Genomic DNA, 24,180 nt, shown 5'->3' with positions numbered 1-24,180 from the left:
AAACTCCTATATTTTATCAATTCTAACTTTTTCGGCTATTTTATTGTATTCAAACTTAAAATTGGATACAAAAGCATCTGCAATATTTTTATTATCCTCTATCCAATATTTTACTATAATATCCAGTATGTATTGATTGTCATAAAACCACTTTTTTTGATTTTCTAAAACACTCATATCCATTGAGCTAGGCATTTCGAGAAGATTTCTTTTTCTAATACCATGCGACTCCAAGCTTTCATCAAAATACATATCATGCTCTTTTGGGCTAGAATATACATATTCCCACATAATAGATTCTACTGGTTTTTCACCCGGAAGATAAAAAATACATCTTGTTTTTTCTTTTGTAGGTTCTTCTAGTTTCCAGTATCCTTTACTTTTTTTAAGATTATTTTCAACATCCTGTTTGCTTTTCCCATTTGATACATCTGGGTCTAAAATCACCAAAAAATTATTAAAAATTTGACTACTATTAATTAGCTTTGCTATCTCTCCGCAACCAAAAGTGCAATCTAAAAAATTTAATTCTACATTCAAGTTATAGGATTCAATAATTTTTTCTAAAAACCATCTTCCAACTTCATCTTCTGTTAAAACATTAATTTTTATTTTTTCTTTCGTTTTTCCGCTTAATATCAATAAATCGCGTTCTATTTGCTCAATGGTTGGATTTTTTAGAATTTCTATATCTTTTCTAGCATTTGTTAAATACTGGACAACTAAAGATGTGTTTTTGTCATTTAAAGTTCCTCTTTTTATTATATGGTCCAGTAAACTTAAACTATGCGTAGTAAAAACTATCTGAAGCCCTATCTCTTTTGCTTTTTTGTATAAAAAATCGAACAATTTATTTTGGGCTGCTGGGTGCAATGTTGCATCTATCTCATCTATAAGGAGAATACCTCCATAATAAAGATTATTTTCTTTTTTTTCAAGTGTATTTTTAAGGTTTTTAAATGAAAATACAGCCATTAAAATTTGCCCCAAATTATCTTGCCCTGATGAATTTGATAGTGCTCCGTACTTATCCGTTTTTATCCCAACGCCTTTTTTCTTTTTGGCATCAGATGGGTTAATAAAGCTTGGGTTTATTTTTTCAATATCTGAACTTAAAATACTAGTATAAGCTTGAAACATTTCATCTTTTATTTCGGCGTCTACTTTTATTTCGCTCACATTTACATCATCAGATTCACCTACTGGGTATAGTCTAGAAAGACCTAAGTAATATGTTGGCCATTCTATTTTACTTTCCGTAAAGCGTTCATCTGTCTTTTTTGGTAACAATCTATACCTATTTCCTCCTTGAACAGCCGCCCTAAAATCAAGTATTTTTGGGTATTTAAGTTCATATGAATCCAATATACTATCTGGGGCATGAAAGTGTATGCTACATTTTTCACCAGAGGTGTCATAATCCTTATCATATTTTACAATAGAGCTGTATTCTCCGGTAAATTTATCACCATTTAGAAGAATACCAGCTTGTTTTTTAAGTTCTCCACAGTTGCTAAGCATAGCTAAAATAGTTGATTTGCCTATTCCATTATGTCCAGAGATGCAAGTTATATGCTCACCAAGTTCTATTGAGTATATTTTTGATTCACCTTCTTGAGTTATTCCAGAAAAAGCTCTAAAGTCCTTAATTTCAATTTTTTCTATAAAAATTTTATTTTCTTGTTCCATGTGTTACCCTAATTTTTTATTATTAATGAAAAATTATTTATTTCAACATCATATATTTTTCTTACGAAAAAAACTTTACATTCACATCTACCCCCTACCAACAGCTCTAAGTCTTGCTTTGCGATTGTTTAAACGAAGTTTGTTTATGCTTACAACTTTGCTCAAAAATTTTATAACCTTTTTGAGTTTATACTATATGACCCAACAACACGCCCTATAATTTGCACATCCAAATCTTCGGCTATTGGTATTGGCTCATAATCCTTGTTGTCGCTAATCAATGCAAGAAATGGGCGTTTTTTTAGTCGCTTTACAAATAGTTCGCCATCATACCTACAAATATAAACAGCCCCTTCTACTATTTGTTCGCCATCATTACAAAAAACGATTAGATCGCTTTCGTGTATAGTTGGCTCCATTGAGTTACCAAGGCATGGGATTATGCCAATTTTAGCACGGGGGCTAACATTAAACATTAGGCGTAAATCCTCTGGTTTAAAAGGCAATAAGTCATAATCGCCCATGTCGTCATTTTCATTACCAAAACCAGCAGAAACTAAGCCATTTTTAAAAAATGGCACATATATGGTGTTGTCATTGTTTTTTAGTTCTTGCTTATTTGTCAAATTTTTTAATTCCATAATATTATCATTTATCAAATATTCAATAGGAACATTAAAAAAATTTGCGACTTTGGCAATATTTGTTTTTGAAACACCTTTTTGCCCTAGTTGCCACTGACTAACAGCTGATTGACTAACGCCTAAAATATTTGCTAGCTTTACGGTATCTAACCCCTCTTTGGCGTCGATAAGTTCTTTGAGTTTTGTTGCAAAAGTTTTCATTTTTATACCCCCTAAAATTACTTTTTGTAATATTTTATAGCATATTTTTAAAAAAATCAAATTACATTAAGTAAGATTTAAATAAACTAATAGTAATATTTAGTTATGAAAAAGTTAGATTATAGACAAAAATTAGCCAACGAGCTTAAAAAATTTGGTTTAAAGGATAGTTCGGTAAATGTGTATTTAGCTGGGAGTAGCGATAAAAAACCCGCTAGGTATATACAATTACTATTAGCCCAAAATAGGGCGGTAAAACACCCGATAGATAAATGGGGACTAGAAATTAAACCATATTTACAAGAAAAAGCCCAAAAATGCAACTCCTAAGCTTGATAATTAGCATAATCATAGGCTTCTTTGCCGTAGTGCTAGCGTTTTGCATAACTGGTGCTTGCGTGCTTGCATACTACATCTATCAAGAGCTTAGAGAGTATGAAAGGGGTGAGAGATGAATGAATATGCGCTTTTTGCCGTAGGTTTTACATTCGGCTTTTTTGTATGGTCTTTGCCTTATGCGATATTTACATTGTTTTTTAGGTGGCTTAGGTGAAGTGTTTAAAAAAGGCGCATCTTTTGCCGGTGAGTTTACAATTGCCTTTGATGGCAAAGTTGCACTCTATGGCTTTGATTTTGGAGCCTTCAAAAAAAATATTTACTGGTGTTTTTGCAAAATCGCTAATGCAGATGCGCCTTAAAATTTGTAGTTGTGGCTTTTGCTTTGGAGTGATTGATTTGCAAAAACCAAATCCAGCACAGCAACCAACAATAAAGCCTAATATCACAGCAAACTGCTCATTAGTGAGTAAGGGCTTAAAGATATTTAAAATTTCAAACATGAAAGAATTATAGCAGAAAATAAATTTACTTTCACAACCTCGCAGTTATCGTCCTTTCTGTGGGGTTTTCTAAAAATTTAACCTAAAGGGGAATAAATGGCAAGTGAAACACAGATTGACCGTGTAAAAACTACACTAAAAGAAAAAGGTTATATCACACGCAATGAATGCCTAAGTCGTTTTATATCAAGACTTGGTGCAATTATTTACAGGCTTAAAGAGCGCGGCTGGGAATTTAGGGTTGAATACTTTAAGACTCAATACGGCAAGGATTATAAATACACACTAGTTAAGCTTCCAATGGAGGAAACGATATGAACAATCAAGCTTTTTTAAGAGAATTAAACGCTAAAATCATAGCTTTTTACCCACTCTATGCAAAATATACTGGCTCAATAACAGCTGGGTTATTATTAAGCCAAATAATTTATTGTTTTTCATCTTTAAAAAGAAATAAGATATTTAAAACCGATGCGGAGCTTAGAAATGAGACTATGCTAAGCATTGATGAATTAAAAAGTGCAAAGAGGAAATTAAAGGAGTGCCCTTTTTTAACAATTAGCGTTGAAGGTTTGCCAGCTAAAACTTTTTACGAGATTAATTGGGAGAAATATTATGATACTATGGTTGTATTTGCTAATGAAGTTGAGCGTAGTACACTCAATAATAATAACATTGCCCCGCTAAAAAAAGACAAGGAAAATGCACAAAATGGTTCGTGTGATTCCCGCCAATGCTATGGTGGAAATTCCACCAACCCTGATGTGGAAAACCCACCAACATACTATACAGAGAATACTACAGAAAATTTATCAGAGAATTCTTTTACGCACGCACGCGAAGAAAATCAGCAACCTAAAATCCAAACAAAACCAAACACTCCAGTTGTAAATCTACCTGACTTTTTAGACCCTGAGTTTTTTGACGACTACATGCAATATCTACAAGAAAAAGGCTGGCGTCCAACAACAATGGAGCTAGATATGAAATTTAGAGACTGGCGTAAATGGCATAACGAAGGAGTGGATGTAAACAAAGCTATTGAGCGGTGTATGTCTTCAGGCTATCGCAGTCCAATAAAAACAAAGGCTGATACAAACAACGACATAAACCTAACACAAGAAGAAAAGAACTACCTAGCAAGGGGAGGCACATTGGAGCGGATAATGGAAATTAGACAATTTAACACAGCAACAGCAAGATACGAAGATAGAACGCAAAGGAGTTATGAGTATGCTAGCATACGAATATGAGAACTTACAGAGGCTCTTATTAGCCAGTGTGTTTTATAACTTTTTCTCAAACACTATACCAACCATGGTGTCAAATTTAAACGAGCAGTTATTCACAGGCACAAGGAAAGAGCTAGTAAAAATTTACAACGAGCATGTAAAAGAACTTCCAGCAAGAGGATTTAATGTCGTAGTACTTGACATAATAAAAAACAAGCCAAATTTAGAGCGTGAAATAAGTGAAATATTTTCTCTTACACCACTATTGTTTGAGGACTTTGAGCATTATTATAGCTATCTAACACAGCTTTGTAAAACAAACAGCGCACTAAATAGCTTAAAAGGGTTAAAGCTATGAATATCCCATCAAACCTACAAACACCAGCTGAGGCAATTGACTATCTAAAAGAGCTTAACGACAAAATCACAAAAGCGATGAGTGAGATAGAAAATGCTCAACCACAACCAAACTTTGAAAGCTTTGAAGAGTGTTTTAAAAGACTAGACGCCAACCCTGCCTTAAAATTTATACCAACAGGGCTTAGATGGTTTGATTTTAATCTTGCAGGATATGGTTTAGCACAAGGCAGCTTTATCAACCTAGCAGGAGCTAGTTTTGCAGGAAAGACATATTTTATCTTGCAGTTACTTCAATCTATGGGAGAAAAACACAAAGTTGCATTTTTTAGCTATGAGATGTACGAGAAAGTTCTATACAACAAGCTTAAATATTCAAGTGCAAATTTTAGAGCCAACACGATACTTATACAAGACGACCCATATCTTGATAGCATAGAGCGCAGAATAAGAAAGCTTGCTCAAATGGATGTAAAACTAATAGCCATAGACAGCCGCATGAAAATACTGCTTAGAGAAAAAACCGACGAATATACAAAAAATGTAACCATTAGTGCCACAATATCAAGAGTATGTCGTGAAACTGGCGTTATTGTGATACTGATAAACCAAATGAATGAGAGTGACCTAAAAAGTGGCAGACTAAGTCTAAAGGGCGGTAATGACCAAGTCTACGATAGCGATATGATATTTTATCTAAGCTACGATGATATTAAAAACGAACGAAGACTGGTTTGCTCTAAAGACAGATTAAGCACAACTGGCAACACATGGAGTGTAATAATCCCAAATGGGTATCAAAAACCAATAGAAGAAGTGGAGTTTAAAGAATGATAATACCAAGAGAAGTAAAAGCCGTGCATTTGCACCTAATCAATGAAGCCGAGTTTATCATAAGCGCCGTAGATGACAACAATAATCTAATCGGCAATAGTGAGCGTATAGCAGCACATAAATTGTCACTTGTTAAAAACTTCATCGACAAAACAAACAAAAAGCGTAAAGAGATGGCGGATATGTCAAGTAAGGGGCTGTTTTGATGAAAGTAATTGACAAAAACCGCAGGCTAGATAAAAAAACAATAAAAGCATTTAAGAGCTTTTTAGATGAGCGATACCAAACATGTCAAATATGCAAGCAATATCGCCCGTATGAGTTTCATCATGCAAAATACGGAGCATACAAAGATGACAGAACGCTTATAAAAATATACTGTGAATGTCACAGAAAGATACACAACGGGAAAATGGAGATAGACAATGAGATATTACAAAGGCTTGACGAAACAAACTGGGAAAGCTTTACAAAAGAAAAAGCATAAATATAACGCTAGAAAAACAAATGATTACGACAGCGCAAAAGAAGCAAAAAGAGCAAAAGAGCTGGAGCTATTTTTAAAGCAAGGGCTTATAAAAGAGTTGCAAAAGCAAGTAAGGTTTGAGCTACAGCCAAAGTTTACAGCACAGGGCAAGAGCGAAAGGGCGATAACTTACATAGCCGACTTTGTTTATACTCAAAACGGCGAAACGATAATCGAGGATGTAAAAGGCTATAAAACAAAAGAGTATTTAATAAAACGGAAACTACTTTTAAAGCTCATAGCAGATGGTAAAATAAAAGCAGAGTTTAGGGAAGTATAGAGATGACAAAGATAATACACAGAACAACTTTTCATAGGTTCTTCCTAGGGCTTTTTTGTATGTACAGGGGGGAACCGCACAAAGTCGAAAATTCTCTATCAAAAAAGTTCATTTCCTTTTCCGTTTTTTATAAGGAATTTAATGGGTATTTTATCTAAGATTTTTGCTAAATCTATCTTTGTTAAGAAGAAAATGACACTTACACAGTGGAGTGAAAATCACAGAGTGCTAAGTCGTGAAAGCTCCGCTCAATACGGTAAATTTAAAGCTTTTGCTTATCAAAAAGAACCAATGGATGAAATCAGCAACACGCGTCGCGCAAAGGTCGTTTTACTTTTTGCCTCTCAACTTGGGAAATCGGAAATGATAAATAATGCCATAGGTTATTTTATACATCAAGAACCAAGCACAATTTTATTTATGCTTCCTAATGAAAATGACGCAGAAGATTATTCAAAAAGGCGTTTAGCTCCTATGATTAGAGATTGTGAGGCTCTAAAAGAATTAATCAATGCAAACGATGCGAACAATACAATTTTAATTAAAAATTTTAGTGGCGGAAATCTTGCACTTGTTGGGTCAAACTCAGTAAGTAAACTAGCATCAAAACCTATTAAAATTTTACTTATTGATGAAGCCGATAGATGCGAAAACACAAAAGAGGGAAGTGCAATAAAACTAGCCGAAAAAAGAACTGTAACATTTTCACAGCGTAAAATTGTTATAAGCTCTACCCCTACACTAAAAGATAGTTCACAAATTTTAAGCGAATTTGAGCTAAGCGATAAGCGTTATTTTTTTATTAAATGCCCTCACTGTGGGTATTCTCAAACTTTGGATTTTTCTCATGTAGTTTGGGAAAAAGACAAGGATAATAAACCTATTTTTGAAAGTGTGCGCTATACATGTGCTGATTGTGGTGCTTTACTTAGTGAAAGCGAAAAAAATAGAGCCGTAGCAAGTGGTGAGTGGGTGGCAACAAACCCCAGTGCAAAGACAGCTGGGTTTTTCTTAAATGCTTTTTATAGCCCATTCTTCTCAATGCAAGACATTGTAAGAGACTGGTATGAAAGCAAAGATGACCAAAGCAAGCTCCAAACTTTTATAAATACGATTGAGGCTCGCGGATTTGAGCCGCCGACTATTAGTCTAAATAGTGATGAATTATTCGACCGTATAGAACCGTACGACAGCCAAAATGTACCTGAGTGTGTAAAATTTATAACTGCTGGGGTAGATATTCAAGCAAACCGCATAGAAATCAATTTTATTGGTTGGGCTAGCGGTTTTGAAGCATTTAATATCGAGTATAAACAAATTCATGGCAACACTGACCAAGAAGAAGTTTGGGCAGAAGCCTTTAAATATTTACATAAAAAATTTACTCTTTCAAATGGCAAGGAATTAACCCTTATGCTTGGGCTTGTTGATAGTGGCTTTAATACAGAAAGAGTTTATAAGTTTTGTGCTACCAGTAAAAGGCTACTTGCTACAAAGGGCGCAAACGAGGGAATAAACAGAGAAGACTTTATTAACCCTATTAAAAAAATAAAAAATGGTTGCTATTTTATGCGTGTGGGCACTTATAAAGGCAAAAGCGAATTGATGAGATTGCTTAAAATTAAAGAGGCAGGAAGTGGGTATTTTCACTATGGGAAGGGATATACGCGTGAGTTTTTTGCTCAATTAAATGCAGAAAAACTACAAAAGCTAAAAAATAAAAACGGGTATGAAAAACTTCAGTGGGTAAAAATCAGAGAGAGAAATGAGGCATTAGACATTAGTGTTCTAGCTTTGGCTGGGGCTAAAATCGTAACTAAAAAGGTAAAATTTTGAAAAACAAAAAAGCACTTTATGGGATGCGTTCAAGGCAAGAGCTAAATTTATCTACAATAAATGCGGTTAAACTTAAAATATTAAGCGAAAAAATGGACATTAGAATAAGTCATGTGGCTGACATTATCATAGATGAATTTTGGCAAAATTTTGATGGGATAACCGAAGAAGATATAAACTACATTAAAGAGTTAGAGCAATGACAGTTGGTATAAATGAACTTGCTCGGCTTTTAGGACTTACTCCTAGGCGAATTAATCAGTTGGTAAGTGATGAGATTTTAACTAAAGAAAAAAGGGGAGAATTTGATGATAGTAAAAATATTGCTGCGTATATTGATTATAAGGTTGCTCTTGCTAGTGAAACCACAGACTTAACAGAAGCAAGGGCAAAAAAAGAGGATAAATTAGCACAAATCAAAGAGATAGAACTAAAAAAACTAAAAAACGAGATAGTAAGTATTGAGCAAATAGAAAAAGAGCTTGATGATATTGCATCAACCGTATCAAATAGACTTTACAATCTCACAAACCGCTTAAAGCTAAAAATAGACCTAAGCGCACAAAGCGAAGATGCAATAAACGAAGAGATAGAAAATATCTTGCACGAGCTAAAAGATAGTAAAATTTATAAAAAATACAATACGCCGTAAAAAATTACCCCACAAATTTCATAAAATCACTTTATGGATATAAAAGAGCGAATATTTTTAATTGATAAAGAAACCGAAAATATTGTAAAAAATCTAAATGATGGCATTGAGATAAAAAGCTATAGTATAGATAATATCAAGGTTGAAAAACGAAGTGCATATGAGGCTTTAAATGAGCTTAGAAAAATGAAAGCTTTAATAATATTAGAAGCAAATCAAAAGAAAAACAAAGGTTTAAAATATACATTTGGAGGGCGTAATTAATGCTAAATATCTTTAAAAAGCAAAAACAGCCTAAAAAACGGGTTTTTAATTTTTTTAGATGGCATAGCCTTAGTCCAAACGAAGCAAATGCTAGTGAAATTTATTCACTCGGAGTAAATACTGACCCTGATTTGGCTAGTGCAAGACTTAGAAATCAAGCACGAAGCCTAAGTGTTAATAACTCGCTAACATCTGGCTTTTTTGACACAATAGCTAGTGAAATTTTAGGCGAACAAGGACTAACACTAAGCATAAATAGCAGTGATGAATTATTAAATAAAAAAGCCGAAAAAGCTTATTTTGATTGGGAGCGTAATTGTTGCCCTTATGGGGTTTATGATTTTGAAGATTTAGAAGAGATGGCGCTTATTAGCTATTATAGGGACGGGGAAGTATTTGTGCATTTTGTGCGTAGTAACGATGGGCTAAAAATTGAAATTTTAGACGCCAATCTCATCGACAGTAACTACACAGATGATAAAGAAAATGTAAAATGTGGTATCCAAAGAGAGAAAAACAGCCTAAAACCGCTATTTTATTACTTGCGCAAAGAGGGCAACACGATAAAAACTCAGCTAAACGAAGTGATAAAAATTCCAGCCGATGACATTATTCATATTAAAAAGACACTAATCCCCCAGCAAAGACGGGGCATTTCTCGCTTAGCAAGTGCGGTTATGGATATTAATGGCAAGGATAAATTTTTAAAAGCTGAGCGAGATAGAGCCAGACTTGCGAGTGAAATCACTGGGTTTATAACCAATAAAGCAGATGATGGGTTATTAGAATTTAATCTTGATGGCGAAAGTGAAGAGGTAAAAAACAAAATAGCAACTGTTGGCGAGCTATCTTATCTAAACTCAAATGAAGATATAAAATTCGCCGATACACATGCGCCCGATAACATAGTAGATTATTTAAAAATGACAGATAGAGAGGTTGCAAGAGGACTAGGTGTAAGCTATGCAACACTTACTGGCGATTTGCGAGAGGTAAATTATAGCTCTATAAGGCAAGGCGTAACCAGTGAAAGGCGCAGCTTTAGAAGATTACAAGGGTTTTTAAGGCGCAAATTTCACGAGCCAATTTTTAAAGAGTGGCTAAAGAGCGCAACAATAACTAAAATTTTTACACCAGCTGAGCATAGCAAGATTTTAAACTCTTTTAGCTACAAGCCTCAAGGCTGGGAGTACATAGACCCTACAAAAGAGGTTAATGCTAATAAAGTCAGTATAGAAAATGGGTTTAAAACCATAAGTGAAGTTTTACGAGAAAAAGGAGTGGAAATGGATAGCTTTTTAAAAGATTTAGATGCCGATAAAATTGTTATTCAAAAACTAAGCGAGATAAACAAGATAAGGAACAAAAATGAAAATTAAAGACCTAGAGGGCGGTTTAAAGTTTAGCGCAAAGAAAAGCGCTGTAGATGAGGAAGCCCTAAGTGTAAGTTTTGTTGCTCTTTCAAAAGATAACATGCATAAACGCTCTTTTTTTGGAGAGGATTATTATTTAAGTGTAGATACGGCAAGCATGCAGTGGGAAGCAAAAACACTATACAAAGACCACGATGTAAGCTTTGAAACAGCTCTTGGGAAAATTACTGATGTTAAATTTGAAAATGGTAGTTTTAAAGCAAAAGTTGAGTTTTTTAAGGATATACCGGAGAGCTATCAGGCATTTTTAAAATTTAAAAATGGGCTTAGTGATAGTGTTTCAGTTGGTATGAGCGATTATGAAATAAGTGAAAAATTAAGTGTAGACGGGGTAAGCCATTATGAGATAGCAAATGGCAAAATTTATGAGCTCAGTGCAGTTTGGCAAGGAGCAGACCCTAACGCAAAAATAGCAAATTTTAATAAAAACCAAAAACAAGGAGAAGTAAAAATGAACCCAGAAACAAATCCAGAAGTTGCTGAACTTACAGCTAAAAATACAGAGCTACAAAAAAGAGCCGATGAAAATAAGCAAATCATCGAACTAGCACAAATTTTAGGTGAAAGCGAAAAAGGGCTAGAAGCCATAAATAACGGCGTTAGCTTTAATGCTTTCTCAAAACAAATGGCAGAACTTAGCAAAAGCGCAAAGTATGAAAGCATAAATGTTGCCCCAAAAGCAACTGATAAGCGTGAGTTTTCTCTTGCGAATATTATTAAATCAAGCACTGGCATAAGAACAGATTTGGGCTATGAAAATAGCTTTATTCAAGACAATGGTCGCTACGCATTACCTGATGAGTTTTATGCTAAATTTGCGGCTGTTAAAACTACTGATGCGACTAGTATCATAGATAGAGCTTATCGTAGTGATTTGCTAATAGAAGCTTTAAAACAAGAGAGCGAGCTATTAAATAAAGTCACTTGGCTAACGGGGTTGAGCCAGGAGGTCGAAATTCCACGGGACAACTCAGCGTTTGAAGCTTACTTTGTAAATGAGGGAGACCAGGCAACGCCTCAAAATTTAGACTTTGACACAATCAAGCTATCTTCACATACACTTTCAGCAAGGATTGCTATCACTCGCAAGATGCTTTTAATGTCTGCAATTGATTTAGAAAGCTACATTTACTCTAAATTCCGTGACGCAATACGCTCAAAGCTTGAAGATACGCTTATTCATGGAACTACCCCAATAAAAGGCATTTTTAATACCTCAGGCGTTCAAACTCACGATGGATTTATCGCAGCACCTACTCTTGAAAGCACATTAAAATTTAGCACACTGTTAGATAGCGCCAAAATTGATACTACAAGAGCAGTATTTTTTGCTAATGGTGCAAGTTTAAATAAGCTTCGTGCCACTTCAAGAGAAAGTGGAACTGAGCGCAAGCTACTTGAGGGCAACGACTTGCAAGGATACGAAGCATTTAAGTGCAACAAACTTGCAGATGGTGAGTTAATTTTTGCTGATTTTTCACAGCTTTATGCTGCAACATTTGGGCAACTTGAGTTTATTCCTCGCCAAATAGGTGGTGGTTCGATTGAGATTGAAGTATTTTTAGAAGTTGATGCAAAAATTGCTCGTGAAAAAGCTTTTGTAATATCTAAAAATGCTTAAAGGATAGGCTATGAAATATAAAATATTGTATAACTGCGTGGTCGGAAACGACCATGTAAAACAAGGCGAAATTTTAGACCTAAGTGGTTTTGATAGAAACTACATCACAAGGCTTGTAACGATAGGAGCTATTAAACAAATCGAAAAAGAAGAAGAGCCAACAAAAGAAGAAGAGCAAAAAAACAAAAAGGCTACCAAAAAGTGAAATCCTTAATCGATACAGCCAAAAAAGACATAGCCAAAATTTTAAACAACGGCGGTTATGTTTTTAGGCTTGATGATGGAAGTGAAATATACGGTGTGTTAAACAAAAGCACACCGATATTTTTTGATAATGGCACAACAGGCAAAAGCGTTACGGCTCTACTACCAGTTGATACAAATATCAAAGTAGGTGATAGACTAGAATGTGAAAGCCAAAACTATGAGATAAGTAAAATCGAGCTTGAAAGTCAAGTGTTAAAGCGTGTTTATTTAAGGCTTATATAATGCATTGGGTAGAAGAATTAAATATACCAAAACAAGATGAAACAAAGCCTAAAATAAGTGCATTTAGAGATAAAATTTTATATGATTTACAAAAAGCGTTAAAACCTATTGCAAATTGTCTAATCAATGATACTTTTACCTATGAAAACGCAGATTTGCCAATTATTATTATAAGAGATAACAGCGATGAAATTCAAATGCAAGGCGAAACGCTAAAACACGAGCTAAGTATAAGCGTTGATGTTATAACGCGCTTTATTGATAGTGAATTAAACAAGGCTGTTTTAGGCGCGATAAGAGATTTTAAAAGTAGCTTTAATGCCTCAGAATTAGTAGGCATAAATAGAGAGTTTGAAACAGGCGAAAATAATAGTTTAAAGACAGAATTTGAGCTAAAATTTCTTTATTATACAGAGCTTTGGAGTTATTAATGATAAAACTAGGTAATATCTGTGAAGTAGCTAGTGGCAAGGCTTTAGTAAAAGTAAATTATCAAGGGACTATAACAAAACTCATACCATACATAAGCCCTGCAAATTCTTTTATGCAAAGCTATACACCACCAAGAGTTGGCGAGCAAGTTATATTATTAGAGTGCGAGAGCGGAAATGCTAAATTTGCACTGGGGGCTATCTTTTGCCAAAGTTACAAAGAGCCTAGCGGTTCAAGCGATACTAAGCAAATAACTGCCTATGAAGATGGCACTATAATAAGTTATGATAGCTCAAGCTCAACACTTGAAATATTAAACCCAAAAACTATAAACATAAATGTAAAAAATGATATAAACATAACTTGCAAAAACGCAAATTTAAGTGCGACTAATACCACGATAAAAAGCCCAACCGTAAAAATCATCGGCGATACTGTGATACAAGGCACGATAAGCACCAGCGGAAGCGGTGGGGGAAGCGGGACATTTAGCATAGATGGCAACTTAAGCGTCTCAGGGAGCATAACCGATAGTAGGGGCGATTTAACAGGGCATAGCCACAGCGACACAGACGGCTATACTTCAATGCCTAGATAATACTTAACACAATACGCCGTAAAAAAAATCCATATTTTGTCATAAAATATTAAAAATTTCACATAGGAGAATAATATGCCAGCTAAATACGGTGTAAATGTTGAGCTATACAATGGCTCATTGAATGGCTATGACATTAAAAACTCACGCCCCATAGCACTGGTCGGCGATGATACACAGCTTGAAGTAGGACTTAGCATTTATAGCACTATCGAAGAGGCTTTAAAAGTTGTGGGCGAAGGCACTATAAAAAACGCCCTTGAGGACTTTAAGGCTACTGGTTTGCATTCGCAAATCATTTTAAGTGCTTTTAGAAAAACAGAAGAGAGTGAGCAGACGCAACAAGCTTGTCTTGAAGCAATTAACCTACTTAAAAAAGCAGAAGCACAAGTCATGGCAAAGCCAAAGTTTATCCTAGCACCTGAGTATAATGATACTGGTGTTTATGAAACACTAAAACAGCTAGGCGAGTATTTAAGGGCTGTTTATGCGATAGAAGTAACAGCTACAAACGAAACAGAGGCGTTAAGAGCTGTTAATGAGCTTCAATATAAAACCGCTATTTGTAGCTATCAAAAAGTACTTAGAACCGATAAAGTAGTCCGCCCAGCTAGTGCGTTTTTAATAGCAAGTTATGCAAAAGTGATGTCAGAAACTGAGTATGGCTTTTCACAAACCTACTCAAACAGAGTAATCCCTGGTGTAGTAGGTATAGTTGATAGAGTAGAGTATATACAAGGCGTGGATTGTGAGGCAGATAGATTAAGAGAAGCGGGTATAACAGCTATTATTTCAGATGATGGTATTAGAGCTTGGGGCGGAGAAACCAGAGATGAAGACTTTAAAAGTATGCATACATATGTTATCTTTTATACAGCAATTGAAACAATATTTAAAGCTCAAAAAACCGCCATAGATAAACGCATGCGAGATGTGCTTAAAAATGTAGTTGACAGCCTTGAGGCGTTTTATCGTAGGCTAACGGCAAATAATGTCGTGGTAGGTTTTAATGTGACTATACCGCCTGAACTAAACGATAACCAAACCATAGCCGCAGGTAAAATTTACATCAAACATGAAGTTCAAGAAATGCCACTTATTAAAAATATCACAAACCGCATTTATAGAGTTGATGCGTATTCGCAGGTATTGATTGAAGAGCTTTAAAAATGAATAAAACAAAAAAGGAATTACAATGTCAGCACTAACAGCGCAGGCCATAACTGGCGGGAATTTATTTATCGATGGTATCGGCAAACTTGGCGAACTCAAAAGCGCAGAATTGCCAAAATTTGAGTTTGAAACACTTGAAACAGGCACGGCAATCGGCAAATATGAACTTGTTTTGCCAACCTTAAAGCCGCTTACTTGCACCCTTGAAGTAAATAATGTCAATATGCTTTATTTTGCAACGCTAAACACGAATATACCACAGGTTTTTTACATCAAGAAAAACCTTACAGCACAGCACGGCGAACACACCAAAATAACAGCTACATTTACAGGCAATGTTAAGGTGCTTGAAACGCCTAAATTTGAGATGAACGCAGAAGCCGTTTTAAAACTTGAAATTGCTTGCACTTTTGTAAAATATGATATAAACGACGCCCCTGCGGTGATTTACGATGTAGAAAATGCAATTCATATGGTTGGCGGTGTAGATTTATATGAAAAAATACGCAAAAACATACTTTAAAGGTTTAAAATGCTACAAAGAATAGAAAAACAAAAAGAGACTTACAAATTTTCAGATGGGCAAGAAGTTGTGCTTTATGCCCCTACACTAGGGCAGATAAGAAACTCAGAAAAAAGCAAAGACGATATGGAAAAACTTATTAAGCTTTTAGTGGATATGAGTAAGGGCGAAATGGATGAGGCTTTTTTAAATGACTTGCCAATTAATGAGTTATCAGGGCTTAGTGAGGTTGTCGCGAAACTAAGCGGAACGCTTGAAATAAAAAACTAACTGAGGGTATAGCTTTAATAGGCTATGCCCTACATTTTAGCTTCAGCGATATTTTAAAAATGAATTATGGCGAGTTTGCGGAGTTTTATGAAGTAGCAAAAAGGCTAGTGATTAAAGCATAGATAAAAATGCCAAAAGTGCCAAAGATGACAATGTATATTATAGCCATAACAAACAAATCAACGGCACAAACAAATAGGCAAAAAATGCATCCTATAATGCTAAAAAAAGAGTTTATAACTTGCATTTTGCCCCCTTTGTGGTGTATTAATAAGATTTTAGCATTTTAAATTTAAAAGGATTTTAAAAATGTCAAAACAGACTTTAACCTTTGCACTTGAGCTTAAAGGACTTGACAATATCCTGTCTAGGATTAATAAAAGTCAATATACGCTAAGCGAAAGCCTAAACAAAAGCCTAAAGGCGGCACATACAGCCTATAAAAAGGCACTTGATGATGTGAAGTTTAACCCTACACTACAACCCCATAATTTTAAGCCAGAACTAGATAGATTAAAAAGACAAATAAAAGTAGCCACAACGGCAAATTTAAAGCTAAAAATGGATGAAGCAAGAAATAATATCGAAAAGCTCAAGGTGGATATTTTAGCTGCTTTTGGTGCTTTCAAAACCTTACAAGCACCCATAAGCGCAGCTATGTCTTTTGAAAGTGCTATGGCTGATGTTAAAAAGGTTGTTGATTTTGAAACTCCAGAGGAATTAAAAGAGTTTTCAAATGAAATTTTAAAATTAACAAAAACAATACCGATGAGCGCTAAAGCCCTTACTGAAATAACAGCAGGTGGCGGACAAATGGGAATTGCCAAAAAAGACCTTTTGCAATACACTCAAATGGCGGCAAAAGTAGCCGTAGCATATGGCATAAGTGCCGAGAGTGCTGGTGAAAACATCGGTAAAATCTCAAACATCTTACGGCTAAATTTAGACCAAACGGCTTCTTTGATGGATAGCATAAACCACCTAAGTGATAATAGTGCAAGTAAGGCGTCTGAGATAATGGATACATTAAAGCAAGGACTGGGCGGAACTGCTAAAATGGTAGGGCTTACAGGGGAGCAAGCGTCCGCTTTGGCTTCTACTTTTATATCTCTTGGTAAAGATGCCTCAACTGCTTCAAATGCAGCAGGTGCTTTGTTAGAGCGACTAAATGCGCCAAATAAACAGATGTTAGAACTTTTTAAACATGTTGGCATAGACGCTAAAGATTTTGCCAATGGTCTTAAAAAAGATGCACAAAGGGCAGTTATATTTTTTTTAGAACAGATTAAAAAATTAGACCCACAAAAACAAATGGAGCTTCTAACCAATGCGATAGGCAGAAACTATAATGATGACATTGCGACACTTGTCGGCTCTCTTGATGTATATAAAAAAACATTAAAAGAGGTAGGCGATGTGCAAAACTACCAAAATTCAGTTCAAAAAGAATTTGCAAACCGCTCCAATACCGCCGAAAATAAATTACAACTTTTAAAGTCAAGTTTTGAGCGGTTAGGTATTACGATAGGAAATATCTTTTTGCCAATTGTGAGCAAGGCTTTTGAGGCAGTGGCTGGAGCGATTAATAAAGTAGCTGTTTTTGTTAGTGAGCATAAACGATTGGTAGAAGTTTTAGGTTATACAATAGGTGCTATTTTTGCCTACCGCACGGCAATATTAGCTGCTAAGATAGCATCATCGGCTTTTACGCTAGTTACTAGTGGTGGCTGTGGGTGGCTCTTAAAATTTGGCATATCTTGCCAGGATGTAGCTAGTAAATTAAGCTTTATGAATTTAAAAAATATTATCGCACAAAAAACTATGGCACTTTGGGGAGTAGTAAGCGCAGGTTATGTAAAAGCTATGGCACTTATGAAAAGTGCAAGTTTTAGTATGGCGGGAGTATTTAAAATTTTACGACTTGCGCTCATTAGCACAGGCATCGGAGCGGTAGTTGTAGCACTTGGGGTGGCGGCTAGTTATGTTGTTGCAAATTGGCAAAAGGTAAAAGCTTTTTTTAGTGGTTTCTTTGATGGACTAAAAAAGGAGTTAGAGCCTATAACTAAAATTTTTAGTCCGCTCATAGAAACAACAAAGGCACTTTTTAATACTCTTTTTGGTGGTAGTGAAAAAACAAGCAAAGAATTAAAAGAGGCAACTAAAGCAGGAGAGCGTTTTGGTGAAGTTGTAGGTAAAGCAATAGGTTTTATCCTCACTCCGCTTGAATTAGTGTTAAAAGCCATAACGGCTGTTATAGAGGGCATAAAAGAAGCTATAAAATGGGTTGATGAGCTATCTATTGACAAGGCTATTAATGGGGTAAAAGATACTTTGGGTATAGGGGACGGGAAAGAAAGAAATTGGTATAACCCTTTTAGCTGGGGCAATGATAAAACTCAAATACAAACAACAAAAGGCACAATAGATGAAATAACAAAAACCCAGAACCAAAATACAGATAAAAGAACTATAAACGACAATAAGACTGTTAATATTTACATGCAAAATACCACCGCTACTCCGCAAGAAGTAGCAAGGGCGGTAGAGAATAGAAGCTACGCATTTACGGATTAGGAGAAAAAGTGATAATTTCAATAGATAAATACATTTTTCAAGTAACAAACAATATCCAAGGGCTAACAAAGGTATTAAATGTAAATTTAGAAAAAACACAGACCATAACAAAGCCAGTCTATACACACATGGGTGGGTATGAAGAAAATATTAGCTTTGAAGCCAAAATTTTGCTTGATAATATGAACGATTTTATAGGTTTTGAAAATCTTATAAAACAGGCAAAGCCACTTAAAATTTCAGCCTTTGACCTTTGTGTTTATAACGATATTTTTATTACAAATTTAAGCCAGAGCGTGGATAACTTTATAAAAACAAATCTTAATGGGGTTTGGTATTATACAAAAACACTGCATATAAATGGGACAATTATAAATGGATAAAAATGCTATTTCAAAAAGCTTTGCAAGGGCTTTAAACGCTACACTTGCCCAAGTAGCAAAAGAGCAACGCAAAGCTATTTTACAAAAAGTAGCAGTAAAACCAAAACATCTAAAAACAAACAGATTAAAAAGGCATAGGGCTAGTGCTATGAATTTAAGGGTGCAAATAACAGCCACAAATAAAATGATAACACCTTTTATGCTAAAAGATGGGGCAAGACCTTACAATAAAGGCTATGGTATAAGAGCAAATCGAAAAACTGGGGGAAAATTCTTTATTGCAAGCAAACCAAAGGCCATCAGTGGATTTACGGTGGCAAGTGGCAAAATAGATGGCAGAGATTATTACTACCTGCAAAAAGTTGCAAATCTCGATGAATTAGCCTTAGAATTTACAGAAGAGCTTCAAAAAACAGCGACAAAAATTTTAATTGAGGAATTACAAAAGTGAATGATACCTACATAGCAAAAGATGACGAGCAACTAGACGCAATATGCTTTAAATTTTATGGCTCGATTGAGACTGAAATTTATGCTGAATTTTTACGAGAAAACGAACATTTACTAACTCGCCCCATCAAAGGTGGCGATGTAATAAAATTACCAAATATACCAAAACCAGATAAAAAAGTGAGCTATTTATGGGAGTAGCTAGTTTTCATAAACCACAGGTTAAAATCCTGTATAATGGCAAAGATAAGACAGCCCTTATGCCTTGGGTTAGTATAAACATAGATGATAACGAGGGCGATGAAGCGGATAGATTAAATATTACGCTTGAATATAATACGCCAAGACCACGAGCAAAAGACACGATAGAAATTTATGTAAATGATAACTTTTTAGGGAAATTTATCATAGTTGGTATAAAATTTAACTATAAAAAAACAATTGAGATAGAGGCTATTTCGGCTGATTTTACAAAAGATTTTAAAACCAAGAAAAATAGAACCTTTTTAGAAAAAAGCTATCACGAAATCATATCGCAAATAGCAAAAGAAAACAACTACAACACTAAAATTGATTTTGACAGAAGTAGCGAAATTGTAACGCTGGAACAACACGATTTAAGCGATGTTGCGTTTTTGCATAAAATAGCAAAAGATTTAAATTTAAGCTTTAGTGTAAAAAATAATACTTTTATTTTTTTTGATAGGAACAAAAATAAAAATAGATTAACCTATGAGTACAATGCCGATGATGCCATATCATTAAGCTACGAATTAATCCAAACTTCAAGCGGTTATAAAAGTTGCGAGGTAACATGGCATAATACAAAAACTGGCAAAGATGAAACGGTACGGGTTGGTAGCGATGAGCCGACATTAAAGCTAGTCAGCTTGCAAGATAGTAAAAATGAAGCCTTGAAGCTTGCCAATTCAAAACTAGGAAATCAAAAAAATTCAGAAATAAAAGGGAATATGCAAATAGTAGGTGAGCCATTTTTTGCAGGAGCTTATTTAAATGTATATTTTAGCGATACAAATAAAACGATGAAATTTATCATCAAAAAAATATCACACAAAATTTCTACTACTTGGATTAGTGATATTGAGTTTTTCTAATACGCCGTAAAAATAAAGGCTCTAAAATTCTAAAATATCCCTATGAGTTACCAAATAAGTATAGATGAAAATTTAAAACGAATATTAACCACTACGCGCACAACAAAAACACTCCAGCCAACTTTTGGAATGGTAAGAGTGGTAGATAAGCAAATGAGTTTGAATTTGTTGAGCGAGCTAAAGCAAGAAATTATATCGCAGATTAAAACTTATGAGCCACGCATAGAGCTTGATGGATTAAATTTTAAAAATGATAGTAGCGGTAAATTAGACATCACTCTATCATACACGCTTAAACAAAGTGGCGCAAAAAGTATCACAAGGCTAGAAATATGAAAGTGCCAAATTTTATAAAACCACTTGACATCGAAAAAGAGCGAGAAAGTATTTTAAGCGAGTTTAGGCAAAAAAGCGGAAAGCTTGACTACATACCGCTTATTGGCGATGATTATGTAACGCTTACAGACATATTTTTATACCGCCTTAACAATTTCATCGAGCTTTTAAACATTCGCATTAGCCAAAATTATATAAATTTTAGCACAGGCGATTATCTTGATGAGCTTGTGGCACTTATCGGCATTACTAGGCATGATGAGATTAAGCCTATCGCTGAGCTTGAAATCAGCGTAAATTCGCCAACCTTTTTACCCAAAGGGGCTAAATTTACCGACGGCAAAGGTCATAACGCCTATTTAATGCAAAGTATAAGCATTGCAGATAAAGCAAAGGTAAAAATCGAAGCTGACAGCTACTTTAAGCAAAACTACGAAACCACTATCCAAGAAGTGCCAAATATCTATATATCAAACATCACGCAAACTAAGCCTTTTAGTGGATTTAAAGCAAGAGAGAGTGACGAGGAGCTAAGGCGTAGATTTTTACTAGCTTTGCACCGCTTTAGCACGGCTGGAAGTGCAAAAAGTTATCTATTTCATATTTTAAACACCCAGGGCATTAAAAAAGCAAATGTCTATCATCTAAGCCCTGGTGTGGTGCAGGTAGTTTTTCTAAGTGATTATGAGACACAAATCGCAATATCTAAGATTAGCGAAGCTCTAAGTGATAAAGTCCCACTAACCGATGATGTGCGCATAAAAGAAGCTAGAAAAATAAGCGTTGATTTAAATATCGAAGTAACACCTATGGCGGATTTTATGTTTAGTGAAATTTTAGCAAATGCAAACGCGAAGATAAAAGAGCTTTTTAGCACTTTACAAATCGCCCAGAGCCTACATCAAAGCAAAATCATAGATGTAGCTTTTGATGAAAATGTAAGAGTAGTCGAAGTAAAAAGCCAAATCCCCACCCCAAATCGTGATGAAATTTTAGTGCTAAACTCGCTAATAATCACAAAGGCAAATCATGCTTAACCTTAAAGCCTATAATGATGAGCTTTTTAGAGTTGATGAGGTAATGAGTGCTAAGTATGATGAGTGGCTAAGATTTGATGAGAGATATTTTTATAAGCCAAGTGAGATAAACCTTGCCTTTTTGGCACATACTTTTGACCTTGATAAGGGGCTAAGCGATGATGAGGTTAAGCCGCTTTTATCTGAGCCTATCAAAAACTACTTTTTGGAGGGGACTCTTTACAGCCTAAACAAAGCCCTAAAAGCATTTTATGATGATAGCAAGGTTTTAGAGTGGTTTGATTATGATGGTAAGCCATATCATTTTAAACTAAACCTAGAAACTAGCCAAAAGAGCCTAAGCAAAGAAGCCTTAGAAAAAACAGATGAGATAGTAAATGCCTATAAAAATGTTAGAAGTGTATATGATGGAGCATCCATCATCATATCAAGCAAAGCAAATTTAAACACCAGCTCTTATGTAGCCAGTGGCGAGAGTATAGAGGTATATCCGTTTATATTAACTAGCCTTAGTGTAAAGAGTGAGTTTTTTGCTCATAGCAGCATAAAACAAGATGAGATAATAACTGTAAAACTAGATTTAAAAGGAGTAAGTGCGTGAAGTATTTTAGCATTTTAACAACCATAGGACTTAATAAACTTATAAAAGCTACTGCAAATAATGAGCAGATAATTTTAAGCAAGATGAGCGTAAGTGATGATAGTGCAGAGATAAGCCAAGATATGCAGAGTTTGCAAAATGAGAGGCATAAATTTAGCATAAATAGCATAACACAAAGCGAGAGTGATAAAAATGTGCTAATTTGTGAGGGGGTGATAACCTCTGATGTTGGAGGCTTTTATATCCGCAAAGTTGGCATTTATACTGATACTGATGAGCTCTTTGCAGTGGGTGAGATACCGCAAAGCTATAAGCCACTTATGGCGGAGGGTTCGGCAAAGGATATAACTATTAAATTTTATCTACAAATCGATAACGGAACAAATATAACGCTAAAAGTTGACAATAATGTCGTTTTAGCCACCAGAAACTATGTAAAAGATGAGATAAAAAAGCTAAATACCGAGCTATACACCAAATTTCTGCCCATAAAAGGTAAAGCCGCTGATAGCACACTACTTAATGGCAGAGAAGCAAGTGAGTATTTATTAAAAAACGAATTAAGCCAAGAAATTCAAATAGCCACCGAAACAAAAGCAGGTATAACAAAGTTAAAAAACACAATATCAGGCAACGCTGAAGATACAGCGGTAACTGAGAAAGCCGTTAAAGATTATGTTGATGTAAATGCTAGTATAGGCGTAAACCAAACTTGGCAGGATATGACGGAAGAGAGGCAAGCAAACATAACCTACACAAATACAACAGGCAGACCTATAGCTGTCATTATCTACGGAAAGGGGACGCCTGAAGTGTCAATAGGAGGAAACCATATAATAGACAATTTTTTAGGGAATGACCCCGTGGGTCATAATAGCATTTTCTTTCTGGTTCCTGTAGGGGCTAGCTACATTGCTAGCAATCACAACAAAATAGTGAAATGGTTAGAACTAAGGTAAAGGATAACACAATGAAATATTTTAAAAATAAAGAGAATAAAATTTACGCTTACGATGACGACGTAAGCCAAGATATACTAAATGAGTTTATAGTAAAGCACAATCTAACACCGCTAAATAAAAAAGAGTTAAACGAGCTAAATGAACCAAGCCTTAATGAACTAAAAGAGCTTAAAAAGGCTGAAATTTTAAGTGCTTTTAATAGAAATTTAGAAAACCTTGACGGCGGACTAAGTATCGAACCACTAGGCATTGTAGTTGATTGCGGACGAATACACGCAGAAAATGTAGCTTCGATGATAACACTGCTAGCAAACACGAGTCAGGATAATATCACATTCAGGCTATACGACAACACCTCTCGCCTTACTAGCCTAGCAGAGTTAAAAGCCATACAAACAGCTATCATTGCAGAGGGCTTTAAACAATACGAAAAAAAATGGGCTTTAGAGCAAGCCATAAATGAAGCAACTAGTAAAGAGCAGATAGAGGCTATAAAATGGTAAAGATAAATAGACCTATTTTAAAGCCAGTCGAAAAAGACAAATTCGAGCTAATGTCTGAGTATGTTTATAAAGACATTATCGTACCAAAAGGCTTTAAGACTAACGGCGCAAATGTCCCACGCCTTTTTTGGTCTATCTTTCCGCCAAATTCACCTGAATATCTAAGCGCGGTAGTGATGCATGACTGGCTTTGTGAGCTGGAGCAGTATAGAAAAGCTGATGAGTATCTAAAAGAGATGATGAGTGCTTTAGGGTGTAGTTATTTAAAAACTATGATATTTTACTACTCTTGCAGGGTGTATCATAAAATAAGATATGGGGTTTGA

Annotated in this window: 37 protein-coding genes; 34 read left to right on the top strand and 3 right to left on the bottom strand. The window is 35.1% G+C overall.

Features of this window, described 5'->3' with window-relative positions; all coding sequences use genetic code 11:
• Window positions 1-6: 6 nt before the first annotated feature.
• Together LQV35_RS06070 and LQV35_RS06065 are read right to left on the bottom strand one after the other, a co-directional pair.
• Window positions 7-1,689 (bottom strand): ATP-dependent nuclease, encoded by a 1,683-nt coding sequence (locus tag LQV35_RS06070; protein ID WP_230056978.1) that lies wholly within the window; start codon window positions 1,687-1,689, stop codon window positions 7-9.
• Window positions 1,690-1,859: 170 nt separating this feature from the next.
• Entirely contained in the window at window positions 1,860-2,534 is a 675-nt protein-coding gene (locus LQV35_RS06065; protein WP_230056977.1) for an XRE family transcriptional regulator, read from the bottom strand.
• 105 nt (window positions 2,535-2,639) lie between these two features.
• On the opposite strand from LQV35_RS06065, the gene LQV35_RS06060 reads away from it, so the two are divergent.
• From LQV35_RS06060 to LQV35_RS05950, 23 genes are all read left to right on the top strand, one after another.
• Window positions 2,640-2,864, top strand: coding sequence for a hypothetical protein (locus LQV35_RS06060; RefSeq protein WP_230056976.1), 225 nt, complete (start codon window positions 2,640-2,642; stop codon window positions 2,862-2,864).
• Window positions 2,852-2,989: a hypothetical protein gene (locus tag LQV35_RS06055; RefSeq protein ID WP_230056975.1), complete on the top strand. Its 138-nt coding sequence runs from the start codon at window positions 2,852-2,854 to the stop codon at window positions 2,987-2,989. Before LQV35_RS06060 ends, LQV35_RS06055 begins: the two co-directional genes overlap by 13 nt.
• A gap of 127 nt (window positions 2,990-3,116) precedes the next feature.
• Entirely contained in the window at window positions 3,117-3,386 is a 270-nt protein-coding gene (locus LQV35_RS06050) for a hypothetical protein (protein WP_230056974.1), read from the top strand.
• Between the two features lie 83 nt (window positions 3,387-3,469).
• The gene (locus tag LQV35_RS06045) at window positions 3,470-3,691 is read left to right on the top strand and encodes a helix-turn-helix domain-containing protein (protein ID WP_230056973.1); all 222 of its coding nucleotides are present in this window, start codon (window positions 3,470-3,472) and stop codon (window positions 3,689-3,691) included.
• Window positions 3,688-4,626 carry a hypothetical protein gene (locus LQV35_RS06040; protein ID WP_230056972.1) on the top strand — a complete coding sequence of 313 codons (939 nt, stop codon included), beginning with the start codon at window positions 3,688-3,690 and terminating at the stop codon, window positions 4,624-4,626. Before LQV35_RS06045 ends, LQV35_RS06040 begins: the two co-directional genes overlap by 4 nt.
• Window positions 4,607-4,963: a hypothetical protein gene (locus LQV35_RS06035; RefSeq protein WP_230056971.1), complete on the top strand. Its 357-nt coding sequence runs from the start codon at window positions 4,607-4,609 to the stop codon at window positions 4,961-4,963. Before LQV35_RS06040 ends, LQV35_RS06035 begins: the two co-directional genes overlap by 20 nt.
• Window positions 4,960-5,796: an RAD55 family ATPase gene (locus tag LQV35_RS06030; RefSeq protein WP_230056970.1), complete on the top strand. Its 837-nt coding sequence runs from the start codon at window positions 4,960-4,962 to the stop codon at window positions 5,794-5,796. The genes LQV35_RS06035 and LQV35_RS06030 overlap by 4 nt, the downstream gene beginning before the upstream one ends.
• Window positions 5,793-6,002 (top strand): hypothetical protein, encoded by a 210-nt coding sequence (locus LQV35_RS06025; RefSeq protein WP_230056969.1) that lies wholly within the window; start codon window positions 5,793-5,795, stop codon window positions 6,000-6,002. Before LQV35_RS06030 ends, LQV35_RS06025 begins: the two co-directional genes overlap by 4 nt.
• Window positions 6,002-6,283 carry a hypothetical protein gene (locus LQV35_RS06020; RefSeq protein ID WP_230056968.1) on the top strand — a complete coding sequence of 94 codons (282 nt, stop codon included), beginning with the start codon at window positions 6,002-6,004 and terminating at the stop codon, window positions 6,281-6,283. The genes LQV35_RS06025 and LQV35_RS06020 overlap by 1 nt, the downstream gene beginning before the upstream one ends.
• Entirely contained in the window at window positions 6,222-6,602 is a 381-nt protein-coding gene (locus LQV35_RS06015) for a DUF1064 domain-containing protein (protein WP_230056967.1), read from the top strand. Before LQV35_RS06020 ends, LQV35_RS06015 begins: the two co-directional genes overlap by 62 nt.
• A gap of 141 nt (window positions 6,603-6,743) precedes the next feature.
• On the top strand, window positions 6,744-8,438 hold the full coding sequence (locus LQV35_RS06010; protein WP_230056966.1) for a phage terminase large subunit family protein: 1,695 nt from the start codon (window positions 6,744-6,746) through the stop codon (window positions 8,436-8,438).
• Window positions 8,435-8,641, top strand: a complete 207-nt coding sequence (locus LQV35_RS06005; protein ID WP_230056965.1) for a hypothetical protein — start codon at window positions 8,435-8,437, stop codon at window positions 8,639-8,641. Before LQV35_RS06010 ends, LQV35_RS06005 begins: the two co-directional genes overlap by 4 nt.
• Window positions 8,638-9,090 (top strand): hypothetical protein, encoded by a 453-nt coding sequence (locus LQV35_RS06000; RefSeq protein WP_230056964.1) that lies wholly within the window; start codon window positions 8,638-8,640, stop codon window positions 9,088-9,090. The genes LQV35_RS06005 and LQV35_RS06000 overlap by 4 nt, the downstream gene beginning before the upstream one ends.
• Before the next feature lie 33 nt (window positions 9,091-9,123).
• The gene (locus tag LQV35_RS05995; RefSeq protein ID WP_230056963.1) at window positions 9,124-9,354 is read left to right on the top strand and encodes a hypothetical protein; all 231 of its coding nucleotides are present in this window, start codon (window positions 9,124-9,126) and stop codon (window positions 9,352-9,354) included.
• Window positions 9,354-10,733 (top strand): phage portal protein, encoded by a 1,380-nt coding sequence (locus LQV35_RS05990; RefSeq protein ID WP_230056962.1) that lies wholly within the window; start codon window positions 9,354-9,356, stop codon window positions 10,731-10,733. The genes LQV35_RS05995 and LQV35_RS05990 overlap by 1 nt, the downstream gene beginning before the upstream one ends.
• Window positions 10,723-12,408, top strand: a complete 1,686-nt coding sequence (locus LQV35_RS05985; protein WP_230056961.1) for a phage major capsid protein — start codon at window positions 10,723-10,725, stop codon at window positions 12,406-12,408. The genes LQV35_RS05990 and LQV35_RS05985 overlap by 11 nt, the downstream gene beginning before the upstream one ends.
• Window positions 12,409-12,418: 10 nt before the next feature.
• On the top strand, window positions 12,419-12,613 hold the full coding sequence (locus LQV35_RS05980; RefSeq protein ID WP_230056960.1) for a hypothetical protein: 195 nt from the start codon (window positions 12,419-12,421) through the stop codon (window positions 12,611-12,613).
• Window positions 12,610-12,897 (top strand): hypothetical protein, encoded by a 288-nt coding sequence (locus tag LQV35_RS05975; RefSeq protein WP_230056959.1) that lies wholly within the window; start codon window positions 12,610-12,612, stop codon window positions 12,895-12,897. The genes LQV35_RS05980 and LQV35_RS05975 overlap by 4 nt, the downstream gene beginning before the upstream one ends.
• The gene (locus tag LQV35_RS05970) at window positions 12,897-13,328 is read left to right on the top strand and encodes a hypothetical protein (protein ID WP_230056958.1); all 432 of its coding nucleotides are present in this window, start codon (window positions 12,897-12,899) and stop codon (window positions 13,326-13,328) included. Before LQV35_RS05975 ends, LQV35_RS05970 begins: the two co-directional genes overlap by 1 nt.
• Window positions 13,328-13,927 carry a phage baseplate assembly protein V gene (locus tag LQV35_RS05965; protein ID WP_230056957.1) on the top strand — a complete coding sequence of 200 codons (600 nt, stop codon included), beginning with the start codon at window positions 13,328-13,330 and terminating at the stop codon, window positions 13,925-13,927. Before LQV35_RS05970 ends, LQV35_RS05965 begins: the two co-directional genes overlap by 1 nt.
• A gap of 75 nt (window positions 13,928-14,002) precedes the next feature.
• Entirely contained in the window at window positions 14,003-15,094 is a 1,092-nt protein-coding gene (locus tag LQV35_RS05960; protein ID WP_230056956.1) for a phage tail sheath protein, read from the top strand.
• Between the two features lie 28 nt (window positions 15,095-15,122).
• A complete protein-coding gene (locus LQV35_RS05955) occupies window positions 15,123-15,623 on the top strand; it encodes a phage major tail tube protein (protein WP_230056955.1) in 501 nt (166 codons plus the stop codon).
• Between the two features lie 9 nt (window positions 15,624-15,632).
• The gene (locus LQV35_RS05950; RefSeq protein WP_230056954.1) at window positions 15,633-15,893 is read left to right on the top strand and encodes a hypothetical protein; all 261 of its coding nucleotides are present in this window, start codon (window positions 15,633-15,635) and stop codon (window positions 15,891-15,893) included.
• Between the two features lie 85 nt (window positions 15,894-15,978).
• Here the strand turns inward: LQV35_RS05950 and LQV35_RS05945 are convergent, their stop codons facing one another.
• Window positions 15,979-16,140: a hypothetical protein gene (locus LQV35_RS05945; RefSeq protein ID WP_230056953.1), complete on the bottom strand. Its 162-nt coding sequence runs from the start codon at window positions 16,138-16,140 to the stop codon at window positions 15,979-15,981.
• A 62-nt stretch (window positions 16,141-16,202) separates the two neighbouring features.
• Here LQV35_RS05945 and LQV35_RS05940 point away from each other — a divergent pair, with 62 nt between their 5' ends.
• The 11 genes from LQV35_RS05940 to LQV35_RS05890 are packed head-to-tail and all read left to right on the top strand — an operon-like array spanning window position 16,203 to window position 24,180.
• Entirely contained in the window at window positions 16,203-18,467 is a 2,265-nt protein-coding gene (locus LQV35_RS05940; protein WP_230056952.1) for a phage tail tape measure protein, read from the top strand.
• An 8-nt stretch (window positions 18,468-18,475) separates the two neighbouring features.
• Complete coding sequence (locus LQV35_RS05935; RefSeq protein WP_230056951.1) at window positions 18,476-18,850, top strand: hypothetical protein; 375 nt, start codon at window positions 18,476-18,478, stop codon at window positions 18,848-18,850.
• Entirely contained in the window at window positions 18,843-19,301 is a 459-nt protein-coding gene (locus LQV35_RS05930; RefSeq protein WP_230056950.1) for a hypothetical protein, read from the top strand. The genes LQV35_RS05935 and LQV35_RS05930 overlap by 8 nt, the downstream gene beginning before the upstream one ends.
• On the top strand, window positions 19,298-19,501 hold the full coding sequence (locus LQV35_RS05925) for a tail protein X (protein ID WP_230056949.1): 204 nt from the start codon (window positions 19,298-19,300) through the stop codon (window positions 19,499-19,501). Before LQV35_RS05930 ends, LQV35_RS05925 begins: the two co-directional genes overlap by 4 nt.
• On the top strand, window positions 19,492-20,415 hold the full coding sequence (locus tag LQV35_RS05920) for a phage late control D family protein (RefSeq protein WP_230056948.1): 924 nt from the start codon (window positions 19,492-19,494) through the stop codon (window positions 20,413-20,415). The genes LQV35_RS05925 and LQV35_RS05920 overlap by 10 nt, the downstream gene beginning before the upstream one ends.
• A gap of 42 nt (window positions 20,416-20,457) precedes the next feature.
• Window positions 20,458-20,751, top strand: a complete 294-nt coding sequence (locus LQV35_RS05915) for a GPW/gp25 family protein (RefSeq protein WP_230056947.1) — start codon at window positions 20,458-20,460, stop codon at window positions 20,749-20,751.
• A complete protein-coding gene (locus LQV35_RS05910; protein ID WP_230056946.1) occupies window positions 20,748-21,788 on the top strand; it encodes a baseplate J/gp47 family protein in 1,041 nt (346 codons plus the stop codon). Before LQV35_RS05915 ends, LQV35_RS05910 begins: the two co-directional genes overlap by 4 nt.
• Window positions 21,781-22,389, top strand: a complete 609-nt coding sequence (locus LQV35_RS05905; RefSeq protein WP_230056945.1) for a phage tail protein — start codon at window positions 21,781-21,783, stop codon at window positions 22,387-22,389. Before LQV35_RS05910 ends, LQV35_RS05905 begins: the two co-directional genes overlap by 8 nt.
• Window positions 22,386-23,348 (top strand): phage tail protein, encoded by a 963-nt coding sequence (locus LQV35_RS05900; RefSeq protein WP_230056944.1) that lies wholly within the window; start codon window positions 22,386-22,388, stop codon window positions 23,346-23,348. Before LQV35_RS05905 ends, LQV35_RS05900 begins: the two co-directional genes overlap by 4 nt.
• Window positions 23,349-23,359: 11 nt before the next feature.
• Window positions 23,360-23,854 carry a DUF4376 domain-containing protein gene (locus LQV35_RS05895; RefSeq protein WP_230056943.1) on the top strand — a complete coding sequence of 165 codons (495 nt, stop codon included), beginning with the start codon at window positions 23,360-23,362 and terminating at the stop codon, window positions 23,852-23,854.
• The gene (locus LQV35_RS05890) at window positions 23,848-24,180 is read left to right on the top strand and encodes a DUF1353 domain-containing protein (RefSeq protein ID WP_230056942.1); all 333 of its coding nucleotides are present in this window, start codon (window positions 23,848-23,850) and stop codon (window positions 24,178-24,180) included. Before LQV35_RS05895 ends, LQV35_RS05890 begins: the two co-directional genes overlap by 7 nt.

This window comes from Campylobacter suis, assembly GCF_905120475.1.
Classification (GTDB): domain Bacteria; phylum Campylobacterota; class Campylobacteria; order Campylobacterales; family Campylobacteraceae; genus Campylobacter_A; species Campylobacter_A suis.
This window is presented reverse-complemented; position numbering and strand designations above follow the sequence as displayed.